Origin of the sequence: Agreia pratensis, from assembly GCF_900177685.1 — a bacterium.
Taxonomy (GTDB): Bacteria; Actinomycetota; Actinomycetes; order Actinomycetales; family Microbacteriaceae; genus Agreia; species Agreia pratensis.
Map to the genome: position 1 here is coordinate 760,993 of NZ_FXAY01000001.1, position 21,612 is coordinate 782,604.

Annotated in this window: 22 protein-coding genes; 4 read left to right on the forward strand and 18 right to left on the reverse strand. The window is 66.8% G+C overall.

Annotation, left to right across the window (positions count from 1 at the left end):
* Positions 1 to 39: 39 nt before the first annotated feature.
* The 8 genes from B9Y86_RS03625 to ubiE form a co-directional block, all read right to left on the reverse strand.
* On the reverse strand, positions 40 to 1,044 hold the full coding sequence (locus B9Y86_RS03625; protein ID WP_244894614.1) for an iron-siderophore ABC transporter substrate-binding protein: 1,005 nt from the start codon (positions 1,042 to 1,044) through the stop codon (positions 40 to 42).
* An 81-nt stretch (positions 1,045 to 1,125) separates the two neighbouring features.
* Positions 1,126 to 1,926: an ABC transporter ATP-binding protein gene (locus tag B9Y86_RS03630; RefSeq protein WP_085482997.1), complete on the reverse strand. Its 801-nt coding sequence runs from the start codon at positions 1,924 to 1,926 to the stop codon at positions 1,126 to 1,128.
* Positions 1,923 to 2,984, reverse strand: a complete 1,062-nt coding sequence (locus B9Y86_RS03635; RefSeq protein WP_085482999.1) for a FecCD family ABC transporter permease — start codon at positions 2,982 to 2,984, stop codon at positions 1,923 to 1,925. The genes B9Y86_RS03630 and B9Y86_RS03635 overlap by 4 nt, the downstream gene beginning before the upstream one ends.
* Positions 2,981 to 3,991 carry a FecCD family ABC transporter permease gene (locus B9Y86_RS03640; RefSeq protein WP_085483001.1) on the reverse strand — a complete coding sequence of 337 codons (1,011 nt, stop codon included), beginning with the start codon at positions 3,989 to 3,991 and terminating at the stop codon, positions 2,981 to 2,983. The genes B9Y86_RS03635 and B9Y86_RS03640 overlap by 4 nt, the downstream gene beginning before the upstream one ends.
* A gap of 55 nt (positions 3,992 to 4,046) precedes the next feature.
* Positions 4,047 to 5,591: a L,D-transpeptidase family protein gene (locus B9Y86_RS03645; protein ID WP_085483768.1), complete on the reverse strand. Its 1,545-nt coding sequence runs from the start codon at positions 5,589 to 5,591 to the stop codon at positions 4,047 to 4,049.
* Positions 5,592 to 5,668: 77 nt separating this feature from the next.
* Positions 5,669 to 7,021 (reverse strand): FAD-dependent oxidoreductase, encoded by a 1,353-nt coding sequence (locus tag B9Y86_RS03650; protein WP_085483003.1) that lies wholly within the window; start codon positions 7,019 to 7,021, stop codon positions 5,669 to 5,671.
* 16 nt (positions 7,022 to 7,037) lie between these two features.
* The gene (locus B9Y86_RS03655; RefSeq protein WP_085483005.1) at positions 7,038 to 8,159 is read right to left on the reverse strand and encodes a polyprenyl synthetase family protein; all 1,122 of its coding nucleotides are present in this window, start codon (positions 8,157 to 8,159) and stop codon (positions 7,038 to 7,040) included.
* A 9-nt stretch (positions 8,160 to 8,168) separates the two neighbouring features.
* The gene (ubiE, locus tag B9Y86_RS03660; protein ID WP_244894615.1) at positions 8,169 to 8,882 is read right to left on the reverse strand and encodes a bifunctional demethylmenaquinone methyltransferase/2-methoxy-6-polyprenyl-1,4-benzoquinol methylase UbiE; all 714 of its coding nucleotides are present in this window, start codon (positions 8,880 to 8,882) and stop codon (positions 8,169 to 8,171) included.
* An 89-nt stretch (positions 8,883 to 8,971) separates the two neighbouring features.
* Between ubiE and B9Y86_RS03665 the strand changes: the two genes are divergently transcribed.
* Both B9Y86_RS03665 and B9Y86_RS03670 read left to right on the forward strand, forming a co-directional pair.
* On the forward strand, positions 8,972 to 10,234 hold the full coding sequence (locus tag B9Y86_RS03665) for an isochorismate synthase (RefSeq protein ID WP_085483009.1): 1,263 nt from the start codon (positions 8,972 to 8,974) through the stop codon (positions 10,232 to 10,234).
* 11 nt (positions 10,235 to 10,245) lie between these two features.
* The gene (locus tag B9Y86_RS03670; RefSeq protein WP_085483011.1) at positions 10,246 to 11,115 is read left to right on the forward strand and encodes a hypothetical protein; all 870 of its coding nucleotides are present in this window, start codon (positions 10,246 to 10,248) and stop codon (positions 11,113 to 11,115) included.
* Here B9Y86_RS03670 and B9Y86_RS03675 read toward each other — a convergent pair.
* The 4 genes from B9Y86_RS03675 to B9Y86_RS03690 all read right to left on the reverse strand — a co-directional run bounded on the left by B9Y86_RS03675 (position 11,112) and on the right by B9Y86_RS03690 (position 14,901).
* A complete protein-coding gene (locus B9Y86_RS03675; RefSeq protein WP_085483770.1) occupies positions 11,112 to 11,972 on the reverse strand; it encodes a PPK2 family polyphosphate kinase in 861 nt (286 codons plus the stop codon). The two genes, B9Y86_RS03670 and B9Y86_RS03675, sit on opposite strands and share 4 nt — an antisense overlap.
* A 124-nt stretch (positions 11,973 to 12,096) precedes the next feature.
* Positions 12,097 to 12,759: a dihydrofolate reductase family protein gene (locus B9Y86_RS03680; protein WP_085483013.1), complete on the reverse strand. Its 663-nt coding sequence runs from the start codon at positions 12,757 to 12,759 to the stop codon at positions 12,097 to 12,099.
* A gap of 31 nt (positions 12,760 to 12,790) precedes the next feature.
* Positions 12,791 to 14,506: a 2-succinyl-5-enolpyruvyl-6-hydroxy-3-cyclohexene-1-carboxylic-acid synthase gene (gene menD, locus B9Y86_RS03685; protein WP_244894616.1), complete on the reverse strand. Its 1,716-nt coding sequence runs from the start codon at positions 14,504 to 14,506 to the stop codon at positions 12,791 to 12,793.
* Positions 14,506 to 14,901, reverse strand: a complete 396-nt coding sequence (locus tag B9Y86_RS03690; protein ID WP_085483017.1) for a PLDc N-terminal domain-containing protein — start codon at positions 14,899 to 14,901, stop codon at positions 14,506 to 14,508. The genes menD and B9Y86_RS03690 overlap by 1 nt, the downstream gene beginning before the upstream one ends.
* A 73-nt stretch (positions 14,902 to 14,974) precedes the next feature.
* On the opposite strand from B9Y86_RS03690, the gene B9Y86_RS03695 reads away from it, so the two are divergent.
* Positions 14,975 to 15,295, forward strand: a complete 321-nt coding sequence (locus B9Y86_RS03695; RefSeq protein WP_176223243.1) for a DUF4229 domain-containing protein — start codon at positions 14,975 to 14,977, stop codon at positions 15,293 to 15,295.
* 10 nt (positions 15,296 to 15,305) lie between these two features.
* Here the strand turns inward: B9Y86_RS03695 and B9Y86_RS03700 are convergent, their stop codons facing one another.
* Together B9Y86_RS03700 and B9Y86_RS03705 are read right to left on the reverse strand one after the other, a co-directional pair.
* Positions 15,306 to 15,722, reverse strand: coding sequence for an SRPBCC domain-containing protein (locus tag B9Y86_RS03700; RefSeq protein ID WP_085483021.1), 417 nt, complete (start codon positions 15,720 to 15,722; stop codon positions 15,306 to 15,308).
* 157 nt (positions 15,723 to 15,879) lie between these two features.
* The gene (locus B9Y86_RS03705) at positions 15,880 to 16,866 is read right to left on the reverse strand and encodes a 1,4-dihydroxy-2-naphthoate polyprenyltransferase (RefSeq protein ID WP_217809155.1); all 987 of its coding nucleotides are present in this window, start codon (positions 16,864 to 16,866) and stop codon (positions 15,880 to 15,882) included.
* Positions 16,867 to 16,993: 127 nt separating this feature from the next.
* On the opposite strand from B9Y86_RS03705, the gene B9Y86_RS03710 reads away from it, so the two are divergent.
* A complete protein-coding gene (locus tag B9Y86_RS03710; RefSeq protein WP_085483025.1) occupies positions 16,994 to 18,175 on the forward strand; it encodes a Na+/H+ antiporter NhaA in 1,182 nt (393 codons plus the stop codon).
* Here the strand turns inward: B9Y86_RS03710 and B9Y86_RS03715 are convergent, their stop codons facing one another.
* The 4 genes from B9Y86_RS03715 to B9Y86_RS03730 form a co-directional block, all read right to left on the reverse strand.
* Positions 18,176 to 19,408 carry an AMP-binding protein gene (locus tag B9Y86_RS03715; protein WP_085483027.1) on the reverse strand — a complete coding sequence of 411 codons (1,233 nt, stop codon included), beginning with the start codon at positions 19,406 to 19,408 and terminating at the stop codon, positions 18,176 to 18,178. It abuts the gene before it with no gap.
* A gap of 140 nt (positions 19,409 to 19,548) precedes the next feature.
* The gene (locus B9Y86_RS03720; protein WP_085483029.1) at positions 19,549 to 19,971 is read right to left on the reverse strand and encodes an organic hydroperoxide resistance protein; all 423 of its coding nucleotides are present in this window, start codon (positions 19,969 to 19,971) and stop codon (positions 19,549 to 19,551) included.
* A gap of 11 nt (positions 19,972 to 19,982) precedes the next feature.
* The gene (locus B9Y86_RS03725) at positions 19,983 to 20,480 is read right to left on the reverse strand and encodes a MarR family winged helix-turn-helix transcriptional regulator (RefSeq protein ID WP_217809156.1); all 498 of its coding nucleotides are present in this window, start codon (positions 20,478 to 20,480) and stop codon (positions 19,983 to 19,985) included.
* A 148-nt stretch (positions 20,481 to 20,628) separates the two neighbouring features.
* Positions 20,629 to 21,549: a 1,4-dihydroxy-2-naphthoyl-CoA synthase gene (locus tag B9Y86_RS03730; RefSeq protein WP_085483031.1), complete on the reverse strand. Its 921-nt coding sequence runs from the start codon at positions 21,547 to 21,549 to the stop codon at positions 20,629 to 20,631.
* Positions 21,550 to 21,612 lie beyond the last annotated feature (63 nt).

Sequence of the window (21,612 nt, forward strand, 5' to 3'; positions counted from 1 at the left end):
GTCGAAGGGGCCCTTCGACAAGCTCAGGGAACAGTGTCGTTACTTTGCGGCGGCCGCCAGAGTGTCGACGAGGTTGTCGAGGCCCCACGGGAGCGACAGCGCGGTGGGCGGTGAGACGGCGGAGATGTTCTGTGCTCCCACCAGCTGCGCGGCGTGCCCGGCAGCGACGGCCGGAATCACGGACGTCTGCGGCGAACTGGTGAACGCATCGGCCTCGGGCTGTGTGGTCGCATAATTCAGCACGACATCGGCCTGGAGCTTGTCGAGCTGCTCGTAGCTGAGCGTGTAGAAGAACGTGCCATCGCCGTTCGACAGATCATCGACGGCGGGGGCATTCGTGAAGCCGAGGTCGAACATGAAGCCCACCCGCGGATCGTTCTTCTTGTAGACGTAGAACGTGCCGGAGCTGTCGGCCACGGCGGCGAGAGTCTTTCCCTTGAACTCGGGGTGCTCAGCTGCCTTCTGCGCGATCTGCGCGTCGATGCCATCGAGTACCTTCTTGGCCTCGTCGCTCTTGCCGAGAGCGGTGCCCACGGTGGTGACGACGTCGCGCCACGGGGTGCTCCACGCCTGGTCGGGGTATGCGACGGTCGGGGCGATCTCCGAGAGCTTCTTGTACTGCTCCTCGGTGATGCCCGAGTAGACGGCCAGAATGACGTCGGGGTCGGCAGCAGCGATGGCTTCGTACGGCGGCTCGTCGGGCGACTCGGGAAGGATCGTCGGCATCGCGGCGCCGTCTTTGTCGATCGCGTCTTTGACCCAGGGCAGCACGCCGTCTTTGTCGCCCGCGTACGAGTCGAACGGGATGGCGACAGGAATCACCCCGAGGGCGATGGATGCGTCGGTGCTGCCCCATCCGAGCGTCACGACGTTCTTCGGGTTGGCCGGCACGGTGGTCTCACCGAAAGCGTGCTCGATGGTCGCTCCGCCAGCCGACGCGGAGTCGGTCGAGGAGTCTGAGGCAGCGGTGCTGCAGCCGGCGAGCAGGAGTGCGGCGGTGAGAGTCGACGCGACGACCGCAGCGAGTTTCATTCTTCGGGGCACGGAAAATTCTCCAATGGTGATGCGAAGTGGCAAGGGATGTTAGGTAAGCCTAAGCTCACCTGGTCGAAAACCGCTAATGCTTCACAGACCGTGATGAAAACGCCCCATCGGTACGACCATGGGTGAGTGACTGATGGGATCGTCGATGATGACGGCCTCGAGACCGAACGCAGCGCCCACGGTGTCGACCGAGATCACATCGGCCGGCGCCCCCTCCGCCACGATCTTTCCGGCCGACATCACCACGAGGTGATCGGCATAGCGCGCCGCCAGATTGAGGTCGTGCAGCACCATCACCACGGTGGTTCCCCGCTCGCGGTTCAGTTCGTGGAGCAGGTCGAGAACCTCGATCTGGTGGGTCACATCGAGGAAGGTCGTGGGCTCGTCGAGCAGCAGAATGTCGGTCTGTTGCGCGAGCGCCATGGCGATCCAGACCCGCTGGCGCTGGCCACCCGACAGTTCGTCGATACGACGGTCGGCCAGATCGACCGTGTCGGTCGACCGCAGAGCCTCCGCGACGGCCTCGGAATCCTCGGCGGTCCACTGCCTGAACAGCCCCTGGCGAGGAAACCGTCCACGCCCCACCAGATCGGCCACGGTGATGCCGTCGGGAGCGATCGGCTGCTGAGGAAGCAGGCCGAGCACGGTGGCCAGTTGCTTGCTCGGGTAGCGGTGCACATCCGTTCCGTCGAGCGTCACGATGCCCGCCTCCGGGCGCATCAGCCGCGCGAACGCGCGGAGAAGGGTCGATTTGCCGCAGGCGTTCGGGCCCACGATCACGGTGACGCGGCCGTCGGGGATGACGGCGTCGAGGTTCTCGACGACACGACGCCCGTCGTAGCCGAGAGATAGAGAATCCGCTCGCAGTTCATGAGACGTCATGCTGTTCCTCTCGATCGGTTGCTGCGGGCCAGCAGAATTAGTAGAACGGGGGCGCCCACGATGCCCGTCACGATGCCCACGGGCACCTGGAGACCGGAGACCGCGTGCTGAGCGATCAGGTCGGAGCCCGTCACCACGAGCGCGCCCACGAGTGCACTCACGACGAGAGCGGGCCCCGTTCCGCCCAGAAGCCGACGCGCGATAGGCGCCGAGACGAAGGCCACGAAGACGACCGGCCCTGCGGCAGCCGTGGCGACGGCCGCCAGCCCCACAGCGATCAGGGTGATGACGAGCCGCGCCGGCGTGACGCGCACGCCGAGGCCGGTGGCGGCCTCGTCGCCGAGTTGCAGCATCCGGAGCCGGGGCGACACGACGGCGAGCGCCACCGCGAGCACGACGAGCCCCACGGCGGTGCTGGTCAGCTCCTCCGACGTGACAGTTCCGAGGCTGCCGACCAGCCAGACGAGTGCCGACTGCGCGTCGCGCACATCGGAGCGGGTGAGCATGAAATTGATCGCCGCCTGCGCCAGAAAGGCGAGAGCGATGCCGATGAGCACGAAGCGAGATCCGACGACGCCGTGTCGGGCGGCGAGTACGGTGATGAGGCCGGCCACAAGCACGGCGCCCCCGAACGCGGCGAACGAGACGGCGAGGCCGCTCCAGCCGAGCAGCAGGATCGATCCGACAGCGGCTGCGCTGGCGCCCTGGGTGATGCCGATGATGTCGGGGCTCGCCAGGGGGTTGCCGAGCAGACTCTGGAAGACCGCGCCGGCAAGCCCGAAGGCCGCGCCGACCATCAGGCCGAGCAGAAGTCGAGGCACGCGGAGGCCGAAGATCACGAAGCGGTCGCCACCGCTGCCTCCGCCGAACAGAGTGGTGAGAACATCACCCGGCGCGACGACCCGATCGCCGAGCATCAGCGCCAGCACGGCCAGCCCCACGAGCGCCGCCGCCATAACGACAGCGACGACGAGAGACCGGATGCGCCCAGCGCGGCGGGCGACGGCGACACGCGCGAGATCGTCGAGAAGGGGCTGGTATCGCTCCGGCACGGTCATCGTGTGACCGCCCTGTTTCCTCTGACGAGGACGATCAGCGCGGGCGCACCGATGAGCGCGACCACGATGCCCGCCTCGAGCTCCGAGGGCGGGGCGATGAGGCGCCCGACGGTGTCGGCGATGACGAGCAACGCCGCCCCGAGAGGCATCGACCAGAGCAGGATCCAGCGATAGTCGGCCCCAACGAAGCGACGCACGATGTGCGGCACGACGAGGCCGACGAACACGAGGGGGCCAGCAAGCGACGTCGCCGAGCCGCACAGGAGAATGATGGCGACGCCCGCGACGATGCGGGTGAGTCCCACACGCTGGCCGAGCCCCCGGGCCACATCGTCACCGAGAGCGAGCGAGTTGAGGCTGCGCCCGAGCAGCAGAGCGGCTGCCGCCCCTACGACGAGGAACGGCGACACGGTGGCGACAGTGGACACGTCTCGGCCCACCAGAGAGCCCGCAGACCAGAAGCGGAACTGCGCGAGAGTATCGAGGTCGCGCAGCAGAATCAGGGTGATGAACGATGTGAGCACCGCCGTCGTGGCCGCGCCGGCGAGGGTGAGGCTGAGCGGAGACGGCCCCGTGCGCCCAGAAGCCACAGCGTAGACCAGCGCCGCTGCCAGCGCGGCTCCCCCGAAGGCGAACCAGACGTACCCTGACGGTGCCGTCACTCCGAAGAACGCGATAGCCGCGACCACCGCGAGCGACGCACCGGCGTTCACCCCCAGGAGACCCGGATCAGCGAGCGGGTTTCGGGTGAGTCCTTGCATCAGCGCGCCCGCGAGTCCGAGTGCCGCACCCGCAACGAGACCGATGATCGTGCGGGGAACGCGCAGATCGAGCACCACCATCTGCTCGACGCTGGCGGTGCCACGCGAGAACACCGCGTCGAACACCGAAGCCACATCGATAGAACGACTCCCGAGCAACAGGCTGGCCCCCACCGAGAGGAGCACGACGACGAGAAGGGCGAAGAATCCCAGCACCCTCGTCGCGGGCCGGGTGAAGGTAAGCATTACCTAAGTATGACAGCCCACCAGGACCGACCGAGGAGCAGCGGCGAGTCGAACGTCAGTAGGTGACGGTGACCTCGGTGCCCATCGGGGCCCAGTCGAAGACATTGGCGGCCTTGTCGAGCGGCATGTTGATGCAGCCGTGGCTCATGACATTGCCGAAGTTGTTGTGCCAATACGCACCGTGAAGAGCCTCGTCACCGTTGTAGTACATGACGTCAGGCACGTTCTGCGTGTAGTAGTTCGGCGCCTGGGTCAGGTCGGGGTTGCCCATGTTCTGCGAACTCAGCTTGGCCGTGATGCGGAAGTTGCCCGTGTGCGAATCGTGCCCTGACACACCCGACGAGATCAGGAAACTGTCGATGACCTGACCGTTCTCGAAGAGATACTCGCGCTGTTCGCTCAGGTTGACCACGATATTGCGCGATGTCTTCGTGACCTGGGCGGCGGTGACGGTGACGGGAAGCTCGAACACCGGCTTGCCTTCAGCCAACTGAGTCGCGTAGGCGGCAGCGACCCCACTGGTATCGCCGAGTGCACGCCCGTCGGCGCCCGCGGCGATCGTATCGAGCGTCGCACCTTCTGTATCGGTGATCTCGGTGCCGTTGACCACATCACGGTTCACAGCCGCCGGCAGGGTGTCGACGACCTTCTGAATGGCCGCCTTGTCTGCCGTGTAGCTGTAGCTGCCGTCGTCGTTCGTCGAGAGCGTGATCCACGATGCCACCACTGCGCGGTCGACCGGAACGGTGCGCTCCTCGCCGACATAGAAGCCTGCGGTGTCGAGAATGGTGTTCAACTCAGTGGCCGTCGCGGTCACAGAATCGGTCGATGCAGACGCAGCTACCACAGTCGGTGTCACAGCGACGTCGACACTGGTTTTGCCCGAGACGAGCGCGTCTTGCAACGCGCTGCGGAACGAATCGAGGTCTACGCCCGCGCCGTCGACGGCGGGTGTGACGACGTAGGTGGCCGTTGCGGAGTCGAAGGCCATCGTCGCGTTCACCGGATCGACGAAGAGTTCGGGAGCGAGTTTGCGCAGGGCGGACGTCGCCGTCTTGGTATCGATCTTGACGGTCGGCGTGACGGCTGTCTTCGCGTTCCACTCGGTCACGTTCCAGAACGGACTCTGGGAGTACGCCTTCTCGGCGAGCGTCTGAGCGTCGACCGATGCGCCGAGGTCGGCGCCCTTGAGTTCGGTGGCCGAGCTGCTGGTCGAGGCGTTCGCGATGCTGGCACCGAGCTGGGCGCCGTTCACGATCTTGTCGCCGTCGGCTCCGGTAATGACGACAGCCGTGTTGGCGAGTCGCTGACTCACGGCGTCGGATGCGGCTCCGACGGTCATTCCGCCGACATTCACGCCGGCGACGGTGGTGCCGGGTGCGATCAACAGCAACGAGGCGGCGACCAGCGCGATCGTCGCTACGGCAGCGGGGATGCCGAGCCAGAGCCCGAGATGACGCTTCTTCTTCTTCGTCGCCTCGGGAATGACCCATCGGGTCGTCTCGGGCGCAGCAGACGCGGCCGGATCGACGGGCTCGACGCTCGCCTCGGGCGCAACCGATGCCTCGGGCGCGCTCGGCGCAGGAGCCAGTTCAGTCACGTCATCACCTCCGCCTCGGAGAACCCACTTCACACATGCTACGTCACGAGTTCGCTTCGGCCGGTAACAATAAGGCGTCAGGTGTTGGAAACTCGGATCATCTCGTCGCGCGGCACGACCTTCTTACGCAGGCGACCCTCGGCCTCGCCGAGCGCGAGCTCGTGTTGGTCGAGCTGGTGCCAGCCGTCGATGGTCGTGAACTCGACACCTCGTGAGGTGAGCAATTCGACGATGCTCTGCTCGTCGGGGTGAGTCGGCGCCCACCAGCTCGCCTGGTCGTTCACAACGTGCTGGATGGTCTCCATGGCATCGGACTTGGTGTGCCCGATGAGACCCACTGGGCCGCGCTTGATCCATCCTGTGGCGTAGACGCCGGGAATGACGGAGTTGTCGTCGGCGAGCGCCTGGCCCTCGTGATTCGGGATCACGCCGTGGCGCTCATCGAACGGGATGTCGGCGAGCGGCGATCCGAAATACCCCACGGCCCGATAGATGGCCTGGATCTCGATCTCGCGGATCTCGCCCGTTCCCTCGACGCTGCCGGCACCGTCGGGCCGCGTGCGTTCGTAACGGATCGACGCGACCCGGCCATCGGCATCCGATGTGATTTCGAGCGGCTTCGCGTAGAAGTGCAGGTGCAGGCGGCGAGAGGCCTCGCCCACCGGCCGCTCACGCCACTGATTGAGCACCTTGTTGATGACGAAGACCTGCTTGTTGCTCGCGATCGCGGCCTTCGAGGCCTCGTCGAGCTCGAAATCCTCGTCGTAGACGATCATGTCGACGTCACGCATCTCGCCGAGCTCACGCAGCTCGAGCGGGGTGAACTTGACCTGCGCGGGGCCCCGGCGACCGAAGACATGCACATCGGTGACGGGCGACGACTTGAGGATCTCGTAGACGTTGTCGGGGATCTCGGTGGGCAGCAGGTCGTCGGCGTGCTTGGCGAGGATGCGCGACACGTCGAGCGCGACGTTGCCGTTGCCGATCACGGCGACCGACTGGGCCTCGAGCGGCCACGTGCGCGGAACATCCGGATGGCCGTCGAACCAGCTCACGAAGTCGGCGGCGCCGTAGGAGCCCTCGAGCTCGATGCCGGGGATCGCCAGCGGCGCGTCGGTGATGGCGCCCGTGGCGAAGATGACGGCGTTGTAGTGCTTCTTGAGGTCGTCGAGGGTCACGTCGACGCCGTAGCGCACATTGCCGAAGAAGCGGATGTCACCGCGATCGAGCACCTCGCGCAGAGCGGTGATGATGCCCTTGATGCGCGGGTGGTCGGGTGCGACGCCGTAGCGAACGAGTCCGTATGGAGCGGGAAGGTGCTCGAAGAGGTCGATCGAGACGTCGAAATGACGTTCGGCCTTGATCAGAAGGTCGGCAGCGTAGATTCCGGCGGGGCCGGCTCCGACGATGGCCAGTCGCAACGTGGTCATTTAGGGAGGTGTTTCCTTAATTTGTGCGATCCACCACAGTGTCGGCGAATCGGGTGAGGGTCTTCTTGACGGTTCCGTCTGGAAGAGGAGCAAGAGCATCGACGGCACCGCGGGCCCAGCCGTGCGCCTCGTCGATCGTGGCCTTGGTCACCGGATGCGCGCGCAGTTCGGCGATCACAGCGTCGACGGCGGCCTCGTCGACCTTGTCGCCCGGCTTCGCCGTGGCGACCGCGTCGATGCGCTTCAGCAAAGCCGCGGCCTCGGCGTTGCGCTTGGCACGCTTGCGCAGGTAGAGAACGGGAAGCGTGACGACGCCCGCGCGTACGTCGGTACCCGCCTTCTTGCCCGTGGGCTGAGTCTTGCCGTCACCCTCGGCGGGCGGCGACATGTCGAGCACATCGTCGATGAGCTGGAACGCGACGCCGATCTTCTCGCCGAACTCGATCACCGGCTGCTCGTACTCGACGGGAGCGTTCGAGAAGATGACGCCCATCTGGGCCGAGGCTGCGATCAGCGACCCCGTCTTGTCGCTCAGCACCTGCAGGTAGTGCTCGATCGGGTTCTCATTGTCTTTGGGCCCGATCGTCTCGCGCAGCTGGCCTAGGCACAGGCGCTCGAACGTGTCGGCCTGGAGCTGGATGGCGCGCTCGCCCAGGATGGAGAGCAGCTTCGACGCGCGAGCGAAGAGCAGGTCGCCGACGAGGATCGCGATGGAGTTGCCCCAGACGTTCTGCGCGGTCGGAACGCCGCGTCTCACGGGAGCCGAGTCCATGACGTCGTCGTGATAGAGCGAAGCGAGGTGAGTGAGCTCGATCGACGCGCCGGCCATGATGACCTCGTCGGTCACGCCGTCGCCGAGCTGGGCAGTGAGCATCGCCAGAATCGGCCGCACGCGCTTGCCACCGGCCTCGAGCAGATAGCGCGCCGCCACATCGGCGAGCTCGTCGCTGAATTTGACCTCGGCGAACAGCCTCGCCTCGAGACGCTCGATTCCGTCGTCTACCGCGCGGGCAACCTCGCGGTCGCGACTCGTCGAGAAGAGGCGGTCGTGCAGATTGAGCGACGACGACAGGCTCTGGGTGCGCCGGGCTTTGCCTGCGGGCGCACGCGTGCCAGCAACGGGTGTTTTCGGGGTCACGTGTTCAGCCTACTGACCCGTACGGGGCTTGATGCCCCGGTGCAGGGCGACAATGCCGAGGCTGAGGTTCTTGTACGCGACCCTCGAGAACCCGGCCACGCGCATCCACTCGGCCAGGGTCTTCTGGTCTGGCCAGGCCTTGATCGAATCGCCGAGGTAGTCATAGGCCTCGGCGTTCGACGACGCGAGCTTCACGAGGGTGGGCATGACCTTATTGAGGTAGGTGAAATAGCCGCTGCGCACGAGCTTGGCGGGCGGCTTCGAGAATTCGCAGATCACGATTCGACCGCCGGGCTTGGTCACCCTGTAGAGCTCTGCGAGCGCTACGTGAGGGTCGACGATGTTGCGCAGTCCGAACGAGATCGTAACGGCGTCGAACTCGTCGTCGGCGAAGGGCAGATCCATGCCATCGGCCTGCACGAATTCGACATTGCGATTGCCCGCCTGCTGACGCTTGCCGACCTCGATCATGCCCGGCGAGAAGTCAGCCGCGATCACGTGGGCGCCCTTCGCGGCGAGTGCCGCGCTCGACGTTCCCGTTCCTGCTGCGAGGTCGAGGATGCGATCGCCCGGTCTCGGGTCGACGGCCCGCACCGTGGCCGCGCGCCACAGCTGGTCGTTGCCCACCGAGAGCACAGCGTTCGTGCGGTCGTAGTGCGTGGAGACCTGGTCGAACATCGCGGAGACCGCCTGGGGCTTTTTAGTAAGGTCTGCCTTATTCACACTCCCAGTGTAGTTGCGTAGCCCGCGTGACGGCTGGGGATAGCGCATCTTCGGGAATGCGTTCGCTCCAGCGGAACTAGGCTGAAGAAGTGAGCGAAACGTCACGAACTCTGCCCCGGCTGGTCGTCGAGACCACCCGCGTCGACGACATCCGACTTCTGGTGCCACTGCTCGACTCGCGGCATCCGCTGCTCTGGATGCGCAAGGGCGAGGGCATCGCAGGCGCAGGAGTAGCGCTGCGGCTCGAGTTCTCGGGCGATAACCGATTCGTGGATGCCTGCGAGACGTGGAGAGAGGTCGCCCGGCTCGCGCAGGTGACCGACCCCCTGCAGTCGCCCGGCACCGGACTCGTGGCCTTCGGCGCCTTCGCGTTCTCGGCCACCTCAGCTCTCATCTCGACCCTCATCGTTCCCGAGATCGTCGTCGGCAAGCGCGCGGGTACCTACTGGATCACCCGCATCACAGCGGTGTCCGAGTCGGGCGCCCCTCTCGCGCCTTCACTTCCGATGCCCGCCGCCCGCCCGCTCGGCGCCGAATACCGGCTCTCGCTCCTGCCCGGCCAGGTAAAGCCCGACGACTACCGCGAATCAGTCAAGGCGGCCGTCTCGCGCATCACCGCGGGAGAACTGAACAAAGTAGTTCTCGCCCGCGATCTGGTGGGGCACCTGCCCGCCGAAGCCGATCTTCGGCGCACTCTCACCGACCTCGCTCTGGGCTACCCCGACTGCTGGACCTTCGCCGTCGACGGCCTCATCGGATCGAGCCCCGAGACCCTCGTGCGTGTCGATCACGGCACGGTCAGCGCCCGTGTGCTCGCCGGCACGATCTCGCGCGGTCGAGACGCCGAAGCAGACCACGACGCCGCAATAGCGCTTGCCACGAGTTCGAAAGACCTCGACGAGCACCGCTTCGCCGTCGCGAGCGTCGTGCAGTCGCTGAAGCCGCACACCCGCACCCTCATCACCTCAGAGATACCGTTCACGCTGAAACTGCCCAATCTGTGGCACCTCGCGAGCGACGCCGAGGGCATCCTCTCCGACGGTTCGACCTCGCTCGATCTGATCGCCGCCCTGCACCCCACGGCCGCTGTCGCCGGCGCGCCGACGGCTACCGCGCTGGCCCTCATCGACGAGCTCGAGCCGTTCGACCGCGGTCGCTACGCCGGGCCCGTCGGGTGGGTCGGTGCGGATGGCGATGGCGAGTGGGCCGTGGCGTTGCGCTGCGCCCAGATAGCCGAGAACGGCGACATCACCGCGTATGCGGGCGCAGGCATCGTGGCGGAGTCCGACCCCGAGCGCGAACTCATCGAGACGAAGATGAAGTTCCGCCCCATCGTCGAGGCCTTCGGCTAGGAGCGTGCGCCGTGCCGCCCACTTCGTTCCCTGAGCCTGCCGAAGGGAACTCCGCGGGTCCGCGCTGGTCGAGTAGGCCGCCCGCGGCCGTATCGAGACCACCGGCAGATGGTCTCGATAGGCTTCGGCCGCAAGCGGCCTCGGGCTACTCGACCGGCGCAGCGCCCGAGCGCCAGGCCCTCGCGCGCGCCGCATACGGACGCACCACATCTTCTGAAGACGAGGTTCGCGCCGCCGAAGCCGCGCGCGAGCTGCACGAGTTCGATCTGCGCGAGGCCGCCGAGCGGCAGGCTCTGCACCAGGCCACCCTCGATGCCGCAGATGCCCGCGAGCGCCGAGCCCATCGCATCCGGTCTCGCTCTGTTCGAGTGCTGGGCGCGCTCGTCGTGCTGGGCGTGATCACGGCCGGGGCTGCCACATTTCTCGCTCCGACCGCGCCTGCTCCGTTGAGCGATCTGCCGCGCACCGCCCCTGCGACAAGCGAACCCCGCGTCGATCTCGGCCCGGGCATCGTCGCGACGGTGCCGTCCGGGCCTGTGGGCCGGACAAGCTCGGGCAGCGCGGCTTCGGCCGAGCATTGGTTCGACGAGCCGCAGAAGGACACCGACCGGCTTCCGCAGATCGTGGGGAATATCGACCCGTCGTCGACACGCGCGGTAGACCCCAGGGTCAAGGGCTGGCAGGTGTTCGTAGCCAAGGACACCGCCGGGGGCTTCTGCGTGATTGCTCGCGAGACTCCGAATGGCGTAGCAGGTGCCGGATGCGCGACGCCCGAGCAGTTCACGTCGGCCGGCATCCTGCTGAACACGGGCGGCGCGACCGCGATCACGGTCTACTGGGACGGATTCGACCTGACCGTCGAGTCCTCCCCGTCTTCTTAGCTCGCCGCGAGCCGCGCCTTCTCGACCTCGATGTCGTAGTCGGCCGGGGGCCAGCCCTGGCCGAACGCCGACATCGTCTCGATGAGCAGCTGCTGCACCGCGGCCCTGGCGTACCACTTGTGATTGGCAGGAACGACGAACCAGGGCGCGATCTCCGTCGACGTGTTCTGGATCGCCAGCTGGTAGGCCTCTTGATAGGCGGGCCAGAGCAGACGCTCGTCGACGTCGCCCGGGTTGTACTTCCAGTACTTGTCTTCGCGCTCAAGGCGGGCGCCGAGCCTGGCCTTCTGCTCGTCGGAACTGATGTGGAGCATGACCTTGACGATGGTCGTGCCCGACTCCGTGACCTGGCGCTCGAATTCATTGATGAGCTCGTAGCGGTGCTCGATCACGTCGGGCGTCGCGAGTTCGCGCACCCGCGCGATGAGCACGTCTTCGTAGTGTGAGCGGTCGAAGACCCCGATCTGGCCCGCCTTCGGCAGGGCGTTGCGGATGCGCCAGAGAAAATCGTGGCTGAGTTCCTCGGGCGTCGGCTTCTTGAACGAGGTGTGCGCCACGCCCTCGGGGTCGACCGTGCCGATCACGTGGCTGACGATGCCGCCCTTGCCCGCGGAATCCATCGCCTGCAGCACGAGAAGCACGCTTCGGCTGTCGCCAGAGAGGCTGTTGGCGTGAAGCCTGACCTGCAGGTCGTCGAGAACGGGAGCCCCGGCCGCGAGCGCCTTCTCACCCTGCTTCTTCGAGGCTGCGACGCCGGGCGTGCTCTCGGGGTCGAGGTCGGCGAGCACGAAGCCCTCTCTCGCGGCGAGCAGATCGCGGGCGCTGCTCGAGAAGAAGGTGTCGTCGTTCTTGGCCATGGTCATTCCCTTTCGCCGAGCGTGACCCCCACTGTAGAGGGAGATTTCGTGCAGCCACAGCGCGTGCTCGTCGCTCCTCGACGAGGATGTCGCCTGGCTGAACGGAATGTGGCCTACCGACCGGTCAGCGGGCCTTGCGGGTGAAGACGTAGTGCACTACGCCCGATGGTGAGGCAGTGGTCTCGACATCGAAGCGCTCCTCGACGCTCTCGAGGCCGTCCCACAATCGAACGCCACGTCCAAGCACGATCGGCACGACCACGATGTGCAGATGGTCGACGAGGTCTGCCTCGAGAAACTCGCGCACGACGGTCGGGCCGCCGCCGAGGCGCACGTCGAGACCTCCGGCCACCTCTGCCGCGAGCTCGAGGGCATCACGTGCCGAGGCGTCGCGGAACAGGAACGTGGTCTCGCCTACTGCGATGTCGGATCGCTCATGGTGCGTGAGCACGACGACAGGCGTGTGGAATGGAGGCTCTTCGCCCCACCACCCGCGCCAGGACTCGTCTTCCCACGGTCCTTGCTGCGGCCCGAACTTGCCTCGGCCCATGATCTCGGCACCGATGCCCACCTGGGTCGCGGCGGCGAACGCATCGTCGACGCCTCGGGTGCCGGCACCGGCCGCCTCGGCATCGTGACCGGTCATGCTCACGAAGGAATGAGTCGGAAAGAACCACGACATGAGTCTCTGCCCGGCATGACCGAACGGAGCCTCGAACGTTCTGTCTTCGCCCGTGGCAAAGCCGTCGATCGAGACGGCCAGGTTGTGCACTCGAAGTTTCGTCACGAGGGCAACCTAGCAAAGGGGCAGGCGCGCGTCACTGCATTTCGCCGAACGGAACCTCGACGATGCTCAGCGGCCCCGCGGGACTCGTCAGCGCACGATCGAGCTCAGCGCGCGTCGAGACCCTCGTGTAGCTCCAGCCGTATGCCGCGGCGAGCTGCTCGATCGAGACCGACTGGGGGGTGCGCATCACACGAGCGAAGGCATCCGGGTCTGCCGTGGCTGCGACCTCGAGCGAGTCGAAGATCGTGCCGCCGCCGTCGTTCGCCACGATGAGCTGAACGCGCGGGCGTCTCTCGCCGTCACCGATCAACAGGCCACCCACGTCATGCAGAAGCGTCAGATCGCCGAGCAGCACTCGCGTGATTCCGCCCTTCGCATCGGTCTGGCTGGCCAGGGCGACGCCGATCGCGGTCGAGGCGGTTCCGTCGATGCCGGCGAGCCCACGGTTGGCGTGCACTGTGATCTTCTTGCCGGGCACGATCTTGTCGACCTCGCGAATCAGTCGTGATGCGCCCAACACCAGCCGGTCGTGCGGCCACGTAGCGCGCCATACCGCGAGAGCCAAAACCGGTCTCGAGATGGATGCCCGTGCGGCGGCCAGTTCGGCCTTCGCATATTCGCGGCGGCGGCCGAGGTCACCCGAGCGGGGAGCCTCGACATCGGGCGCAGGAAGTTCCGGGTCGTCGAGCTCGAGCTGGTGTCTGCTCGCCATGACCCAGCGGCCGAGCCAGGCGCGGGCATCCGGTTCTCGACTTGCGGCGATGGCCTCGGCGCTCGCCTCGACCCGGTCGACCAGCATCCGCCCGTCGTGCCCGGGCGTGATTCGCTCGCCACCGGATGCCACGACCACGAGCTGCACATCGGGCCGCGCGAGCAGAGCGGGCACCTCGCGGCTCAGGGTCGGATGGCCGAAGACGACGACGCGCTCGACGTGCGCAGCCAGGTCACCGGCGAGCAGAGCACGGTAGGCGACGATCAGGTTCGGGCCGAAGCGCGCACCGCTCGAGACCTCGGCGATCAGAGGCCATCCGCCCGCGTGAGCGAGTTCTTCGGCCTCGGCGCCCGCGCCGTCGCCCGCGACGACGACGGTGCGCGGTCCGGGCTCCAACGCATGGGCGAGCGCCGGATGCGACGGGGCCGGGTCACCGAGATTTGTTGCCGGCAACTCGGGGAAGGCTCCCGAAAGCGGTTCTCGGAACTGCAGATTGAGGTGCACGGGGCCGGGCATGCCTTCGCGCCCGAGCGCGGCATCCGTTGCATTCGTCGCGAGCGTCTCGGGGTCGGGCGACAGGCCGAGAGCCTCGTCGACCGGCTCAGCTGCGGGAGCAGAAGGCGGCTCCACGTCGAGCTCGAGCCTCACGAAGGCACCGAAGATGCCGGGCTGCCAGGTGGTCTGATTCGCGCCGGTGCCGCGCAGCTCCGCGGGGCGATCGGCCGAGAGAACGATTAGCGGCACTCCACTGTGATGCGCCTCCATCACAGCGGGCAGCAGATTGCCCACGGCTGTTCCCGACGTCGTGACGATTGCTACGGGGAGGCCGGTCTCACGGGCGATACCAAGAGCGGTGAACGCCGCCGACCGCTCGTCGACGCGAACGGTGAGATCGAGGATGCCGCGACGATCGAGTTCGGCGGCGGCCAGGGCGAGCGCCTGAGAACGCGACCCCGGAGTGAGCACGACATGGCGAAGCCCCCGAGCCGCTAGGTGCGTGAGGAGGGCGACGGAGAAGTCCGTTGCCGGGCTCACTAGGCCGGGCCGGGCTTTCCTCTGCGCCCCGATGTGGGGTCGTCAGAGGGGTTGTCGCCTGCCTGCTCGGCGAGACGCTTCTCGAGGTCGCGGATCTGCTCGTCGGTGCGAGCCTCGGCTGCGGGGTCGCGCGGAGTCGTGTAACCGAGCTTGCCGAGGAAGTCGGGGTCGTCATCCGGACCCAGCGTGCGATACACGGCGGCCTTCTGCTCGCGGCCGCGGCCGATGACGAACCAGAGAACCCCACCGATGATGGGAATGACGATGATGACGAGGAGCCACGCCCACTTGGGAAGGCCTCGAACAAGGCGGACAGGCCGCAGGGCGGCGTCGACGATCGAATAGATCATGAACGTCACGGCGACGATACCGAGGACGAACAGCAAGCGGGCCATGAACTAATGATAGGCGCGGTAACCGTACGTTTGCCCGGGGGTTGCCAGAGGAGGAGCGCATACACTGAGTGCCGTGAATCCTCGACGCACATGGTTGCTCTTCTCGCTCATCCGCATCGGGCTGTTCGCCGTCGTCCTCGCGATTCTGCTGCTGCTCCTGACACCGGGGGGTGTGCCCGCATGGATCTCGGCGCTGCTCGCCGCGATCATCGCTTTCTGCCTCTCGTTCATCTTCTTGCGCAGGCAGCGCGAGGAGGCGGCAAAGAGCCTCTATGAGGCGCGCGCCAGCACGAAGCGCTCGCAGTCGTCTGCTGCGGGAGACGACGAAGACATCGAAGACGCGGCAGTCGACGGCACCGCTGCCGAAGGCACTGCCGCCGACAAGCAGCCGTAGGTCTCTGGGGCTATTTCGCCTGGCGCTTCAGCGCCTTCTCGAGGTCGCTGGCCACACCCTTCCAGCGTCCGAGCATCATCTTGCGCTCGTCGCGGCTGGTGAGCTTCTGCTGGTGAAACGAGATGGTGGTCGCGCCGTCGGCCTCTTTGAGACTCAGCTGCAGAGTGGAATCGTGGTTCCATTCGCCTGGCCGCCAGCTCACGCGCAGATCGACTCCGGGCTGCACGCTGAGAACGCGTCCGGTGATGTCGTCGTCGGTCTCATAGGCGGCGCCCTTGACCAGAGGAAGCTTCGTCGTCTTGCCCAGCCAGAGCGGCAGGCCTTCGCCCATCAGGAACACCCAAACGGCCTTGCGGCTACCCGGCACCGTCTGTCGAACGCCGACATCCCAGCCGGCAGAAGTGTTCGGTCGCGAGTAGTCAGCCATGCCTCGACTCTAGGCGCTGCGGCGACCGCCTCGCGTCCAGTGGTCTCGATACGCCTCGGCCGCAGGCGGCCTCGAGCTACTCGACCAGCGCAACACTTCCTGCGCTGGTCGAGTAGGCGCGCGACGAAGGAGCCGCCGTATCGAGACCAGCGCGGGGCTAGAACGCGATGGCAGCCGCCAGGCCCAACCCGTAGACGAGCCCGGTGAGGCTCGTGAGCTGCAGCGCCAGGATCAGTTCTTTCGGCGTCTTCGCGGTCAGCACGATCAGACACGCCGGAAGGGCAATCAAAAGCGCGAAGAACACGAGGATCGCGAGCGGGAACAGCACGCTCAGGAATCCCACCACCACGAACGGAATCAGCATGTAGACGCAGTACAGGATGCGCGCGGCTCGGTCGCCGACACGCACCGCGAGCGTCTTCTTCTTCGCGATGCGGTCCTGCGGAATGTCGCGAATGTTGTTCACCATCAGAACGGCGCACGAGATGAATCCGATTGCAACGGCCGAGAGAAGCCCCTCGAGGCTGATGTCGCGGGCCAGCACCCACAGCGTGCCGAGGGTGGCGACCAACCCGAAGAAGACGAACACGAAGAGCTCACCGAGCCCCGCGTATCCATAGGGCCGCTTGCCGCCGGTGTAGAACCAGGCGGCCACAATGGCCACGGCGCCCACCGCGAGAAGCCACCAGATCTGCGTGATGATCACGATGGCGATGCCGGCGGCCGCAGCCAGACCGAAGAACACCAGAGCGACCGTCAACACCAGCTTCGGCCGCACCGCGCCCGAGCCGGTCAGCCGCGCAGGCCCGACACGGTGCGCATCAGTGCCCCGGATGCCGTCGGAGTAGTCGTTCGCGTAGTTCACGCCGATCTGCAGCAGCAACGAGACGGCCAGGCAGAGGGCGACCAGCGGCAGCTTGTCGTGCACCGAACCGAGGATCGTGGCGGCACCCGTTCCGAGCGCAACCGGCGCTATTGCAAGAGGAAGCGTGCGCAGCCTCGCCCCAGCGATCCAGTCGCGCGCCGTGACCTTCGCGACGCGGTTCGGCGCGACGCGCGGCCCGGCCGGATGACCGCTGGACTTCACACGACGGGCTTTTCGCGACGGAGACTTCTTGCGGGGCGACTTCTTACTCGTAGGCACCCGACGATTGTATGGCTCGACGTAGAATGGATGCTGGTGCGCCGGGAAGTCTGGTCGGCAAGCGATCAGGGGATCGCTTCATTTCAGCTTCACGACCCCTCCGACACGGAGGCACAAAGGACACCACATGAGCGTGATTCGATCGGAGCGCGTCGCCGCCCTCGTCCTCCTGGTGGCCGCGGCCATCGGCCTCATCGTCGCCAACACCCCTGCGGGGCCCGGCCTGATGAGGCTGCAAGACGCTCACCTCGCTATCCCCGGCACCCCTCTCGATCTCTCTGTGGGCCACTGGATCAGCGACGGCCTGCTCGCGATCTTCTTCTTCGTGGTCGCGGTAGAGCTGAAGAACGAGTTCGCTGTGGGCCAGCTCAACAGCGTGTCGAAGGCTGTGCGGCCCGCCATTGCTGCGCTCGGCGGCGTGATCGTTCCGGCACTCATCTATGTCGCTTTCACGTCGGGGTCGGGCTACGAGAGCGGGTGGCCGATCCCCACGGCCACCGACATCGCCTTCGCGCTCGGCGTGCTCGCGGTCTTCGGCAAGGGCATCCCGTCACGCCTGCGCATCTTCATTCTCGCGCTGGCGATCCTCGACGACATCGTGGCGATCCTCATCATCGCCGTCTTCTTCACCGCCGACCCCAACCTGCTGTTCATCGGCCTCGCTGCCGTCGGAGTCGCGCTCTTCTGGTTGCTCAGCCGCAGCCTCGGCGGTCGTTATCGGATGCCGGTGGGCATTCTGATGGGCATCGTCGCCCTGGTCACGTGGTCGCTCACGTATCTCTCCGGCGTGCACGCCACGATCGCCGGCGTCGCTCTGGGTCTCGCGATGGTGCGTGTCCCCGCGATGCGCGTGCGGCACGTGCTCGAGCCCGTGACGAACGGCGCGATCCTTCCGATCTTCGCCTTCTCGGCCGCGCTCGTCGCTATTCCGCAGGTCGCTCCGAGCGAGTTGGCCGCACCCTTCTGGGGAATCCTGGTCGCCCTGCCCGTGGGCAAGATCATCGGCATCAGCCTCGGCGGATGGCTCTCGAGCTTTGTCGGGCCACGCGAGAAGCGCCCGCATCTCACCCTGCACGGGCTGCTCGCGGCTGGAGCTCTGGGAGGCGTCGGGTTCACCGTGTCGCTGCTGATGAACGAGCTCGCATTCGCCGGCCAAGAAGAGGTGGCCGACGAGGGTACGCTCGCCGTGCTGCTCGGGTCGTCGATCTCCATCGTGATCGCCGCGGTGCTCGTGTCGATGCTCGCGGCGTACTACAAGCGGCTCCGCACCCTTCGCGAGAATGCAGTCGACAAGCTCCGCGCGGCCTGATCAGCGCGCGTCGGTAGCGCCTGCGGCGTCGACCGAAGCCAGCGAGCGGGCAAGGCTGATCCTGTCGGGCTTGCCGGATGCGAGGGTCGGCATGGCCTCGACCGTCACGATGCGCACGGGTGCGGCCGCGCGACCCGGCCCCGCGATCACGGCCTCGCGCACGCGCTGCAGGCTGTCGGCATCCACCGGACCGTCGGTAACGACGACCGAGACCTGACCCCACTCGGCGCTGGGCTGCGGCACCACGACTGCACCGCGGAACCCCTCGATCGACTGCACAACACGCTCGACGCGGTCGAGCGACACCTTGATTCCACCCGAGATGATGACGTTGTCGATGCGGCCGGAGACACGCACGACACCGCCGACCACGTCGCCGGAGTCGGCTGTGCGGTACCAGCGGCGACCGTTCTCGGTGCGGAACTTGCGGTCGGTGAGTTCGGGGTCGCCGAGGTATCCCTCGGCAAGCATGGGACCTGAGAGTTCGATCTCCCCCGCGCTCACCCGCGCCTGAACCTGGCTGAGCGGGATGCCGTCGTACACGCATCCGCCCGCCGTCTCGGAGGAGCCGTACGTGCGACGAACGGTGAGGCCGAGCTCGACGGCCCGCTCGAAGAGCGCGGCCGGCAACGCCTGCCCGCCCACGAGAATCGCGTCGAGGCGACGCAGCTGCTGCCGGATGCCCGCATCAGCCTCGCCCGCGTCGATGACCCGGGCCAGCTGAGCCGGAACCAGCGAGGCGAACCGCAGCGGGGCATCCATCTCGTCGACGAGAGACGCGAAGACGCGGGCCGAGAAGTGGCCGGGCGGCTGAATGACGGGAGCCGTTCCGGCCACGATGGAGCGCACCAGAACCTGCACGCCGGCGATGTAGTTGGTGGGCAGAGACAGCAGCCACTGCCCGTTGCCGCCGAGTTCGCTCTCGACCGCGGCGGCGCTGGCGAGAAGGGCGCCGGTCGACAGGGCCACGCGCTTGGGCGCGCCCGACGAGCCCGACGTCTCGATCACGAGGGCGACGTTCGTGGCCACGTGATCGGGAACGGGGTTCTCTCGCACTGTGGGTGTTTCGCCGGGAGCGGGGGCCGCGTGCCTCGGCTGCGGCCGGGAATCGGGGGCCCGTTGCTCTTCGAGCCGGGGCAGGATGGCCGCGCCTCCCTGCGACAGGGCTTCACGCAGGCGCGGAAGCACGGCCATGGGATCGTTCGCAACCACGATGTCGAGCGGGCGTGTCATCCGTTCACCCTACGTGAGCGCGTGTTTCCGGTGGGTAACGTCTGCCCCGAATCGCCGAACGCGGGTGTTCTCGCGCTGCGCGGTGGCTAGGCCACGGCGGTCGGCGAGAACACCCGCGCTCGGCACGGGAACGGAGGAGACTAGCCCTCTTCGACGACGATCTGAACGTCGATGTTGCCACGGGTGGCGTTGGAGTACGGGCAGACCTGGTGCGCAGCGTCGGCCAGCTCCTGAGCCTCAGCGAGCGGCAGGCCCGGAAGGACGACCTCGAGCAGAACGGCGAGCTGGAATCCGCCTTCACCGTTTGGTCCGATGTGCACGCGACCGCCGACGCTCGAGTCGGAGATCTTCACCTTGCGGGCGCGGGCGACGCTCTGCAGAGCGGAGTGGAAGCAGGCCGCGTAGCCGGCAGCGAACAGGTCTTCGGGGTTCGCTCCGTTGCCCGATCCGCCCATCTCCTTGGGAATGGCGAGGTCGAGGTCGACCTGTCCGTCGCTCGTGCGCACGTGGCCGTTGCGGCCTTCGCCGGTCGACAGGGCTTCAGCGGTGTAGAGAATCTCCATGGTGTTTCCTTTCATCGACCGACGTCGGGTGCGCCGGTGGTCTGGGTGGTGTCGAACGAGCGGGTGTCGTCGGCCAGCTGCTTCAGCACGCCGCGGAGCTGCGTCGCCGTGGCGAGGTCGAGCTTCATCGCGCCGGCAACGCAGGCGGGAACGGCAGCGAGCTCCTCGCGCATCCGCTCGCCTTTATCTGTGAGGCCGATCGTCACGACTCTGGCATCGTCGGATGCGCGGGCGCGCTCGAGGTAGCCGGCCTCCTCCATGCGCTTCGTGAGCGGCGAGAGGGTGCCGGAGTCGAGTTCGAGCCTCGAGCCGAGGTCACGGAGCGACATCGCCCCCTCATTCCAGAGAACGACGAACACGAGGTACTGCGGGTACGTGAGCCCCCAGGGTGCGAGCACCGAGCGGTACGTCTGAGTGATGGCGTGCGACGCGTTGTAGAGAGCGAAGCAGACGAGCTCGTCGACCACGAAGGGCTGCTGCGCTGCAGGTGCTTTCGTCGTTTCGGTCACGACAAAAGCATTGCGCACAATTCAATTGTGCGCAAGCTAATGGTCTCGATACGTCGGCTCCTTCGTCGCGCGACTACTCGACCGGCGGACCCTCTCGCTGATCGAGTAGGCCGCCCGCGGCCGTATCGAGATCTCCGGCGGCAAGCCCTCAGTAGTGGTAGGGGAACGGAGACCAGTCGGGCTCACGTTTCTCGAGGAACGAGTCACGCCCCTCGACGGCCTCGTCTGTTCCATAGGCCAGCCGCGTGGCCTCGCCCGCGAAGACCTGCTGGCCCATGAGCCCGTCGTCGACCGCGTTGAACGCGAATTTGAGCATGCGGATGGCCGTGGGCGACTTGGTCAGGATCGTGCGTGCCCAGTCCAAGGCTTCCTTCTCGAGCTCGGCGTGCGGCACCACCGCATTCACCGCGCCCATCTCGTAGGCCCGCTGCGCCGAGTACTCACGCGCGAGAAAGAAGACCTCGCGCGCGAACTTCTGCCCGACCTGCCTGGCGAAATATGCGCTGCCGTAACCTGCGTCGAACGAGCCGACATCGGCATCCGTCTGTTTGAACTTGCCATGCTCTTCGCTCGCGATCGACAGATCGCAGACCACGTGCAGTGAGTGCCCGCCGCCGGCCGCCCAACCGGGCACGACGGCGATGACGACCTTGGGCATCGTGCGGATGAGTCGCTGCACCTCGAGGATGTGCAGTCGCCCGGTCGCGGCGCCGGCGAGGGGGCCGTCGGGCGCGGTGCCGTCGGCGTACTGGTACCCGTCACGACCCCGGATGCGCTGGTCGCCGCCCGAGCAGAAGGCCCAGCCGCCATCTTTCGGGCTCGGGCCGTTTCCGGTGAGCAGCACGACTCCGATGCGCGGATTCTGCCGCGCATCATCGAGCGCACGGTAGAGCTCGTCGACGGTGTGCGGGCGGAACGCGTTGCGCACCTCGGGCCTGTTGAAGGCGATGCGCGCCACGCGCCCGTCGTTCGTGTGGTGGTAGGTGATGTCGGTCAGGGCGCTCGCCCCGGGCGCTGTGGCCCATTCGGAAGCATCGAAGATCTCAGAGACGAACGGCGTTTCAGACATGCTGCCAGTCTGCCAGCCCCGCGCCGATCGAGTAGCGGTCGCGAGGAACGAGCACCGCGTATC

Excerpts from the sequence above, each read along its gene's own strand:
- B9Y86_RS03630 (WP_085482997.1), bottom strand. The coding sequence starts at position 1,926 with ATGACGTCTCATGAACTGCGAGCGGATTCTCTATCTCTCGGCTACGAC.
- B9Y86_RS03690 (WP_085483017.1), bottom strand. The coding sequence starts at position 14,901 with ATGGCCCGCTTGCTGTTCGTCCTCGGTATCGTCGCCGTGACGTTCATG.
- B9Y86_RS03710 (WP_085483025.1), top strand. The coding sequence starts at position 16,994 with ATGAGCGTGATTCGATCGGAGCGCGTCGCCGCCCTCGTCCTCCTGGTG.
- B9Y86_RS03715 (WP_085483027.1), bottom strand. The coding sequence starts at position 19,408 with ATGACACGCCCGCTCGACATCGTGGTTGCGAACGATCCCATGGCCGTG.
- B9Y86_RS03700 (WP_085483021.1), bottom strand. The coding sequence starts at position 15,722 with ATGGCTGACTACTCGCGACCGAACACTTCTGCCGGCTGGGATGTCGGC.
- B9Y86_RS03720 (WP_085483029.1), bottom strand. The coding sequence starts at position 19,971 with ATGGAGATTCTCTACACCGCTGAAGCCCTGTCGACCGGCGAAGGCCGC.
- B9Y86_RS03675 (WP_085483770.1), bottom strand. The coding sequence starts at position 11,972 with ATGGCCAAGAACGACGACACCTTCTTCTCGAGCAGCGCCCGCGATCTG.
- B9Y86_RS03640 (WP_085483001.1), bottom strand. The coding sequence starts at position 3,991 with ATGCTTACCTTCACCCGGCCCGCGACGAGGGTGCTGGGATTCTTCGCC.
- B9Y86_RS03730 (WP_085483031.1), bottom strand. The coding sequence starts at position 21,549 with ATGTCTGAAACGCCGTTCGTCTCTGAGATCTTCGATGCTTCCGAATGG.
- B9Y86_RS03650 (WP_085483003.1), bottom strand. The coding sequence starts at position 7,021 with ATGACCACGTTGCGACTGGCCATCGTCGGAGCCGGCCCCGCCGGAATC.
- B9Y86_RS03635 (WP_085482999.1), bottom strand. The coding sequence starts at position 2,984 with ATGACCGTGCCGGAGCGATACCAGCCCCTTCTCGACGATCTCGCGCGT.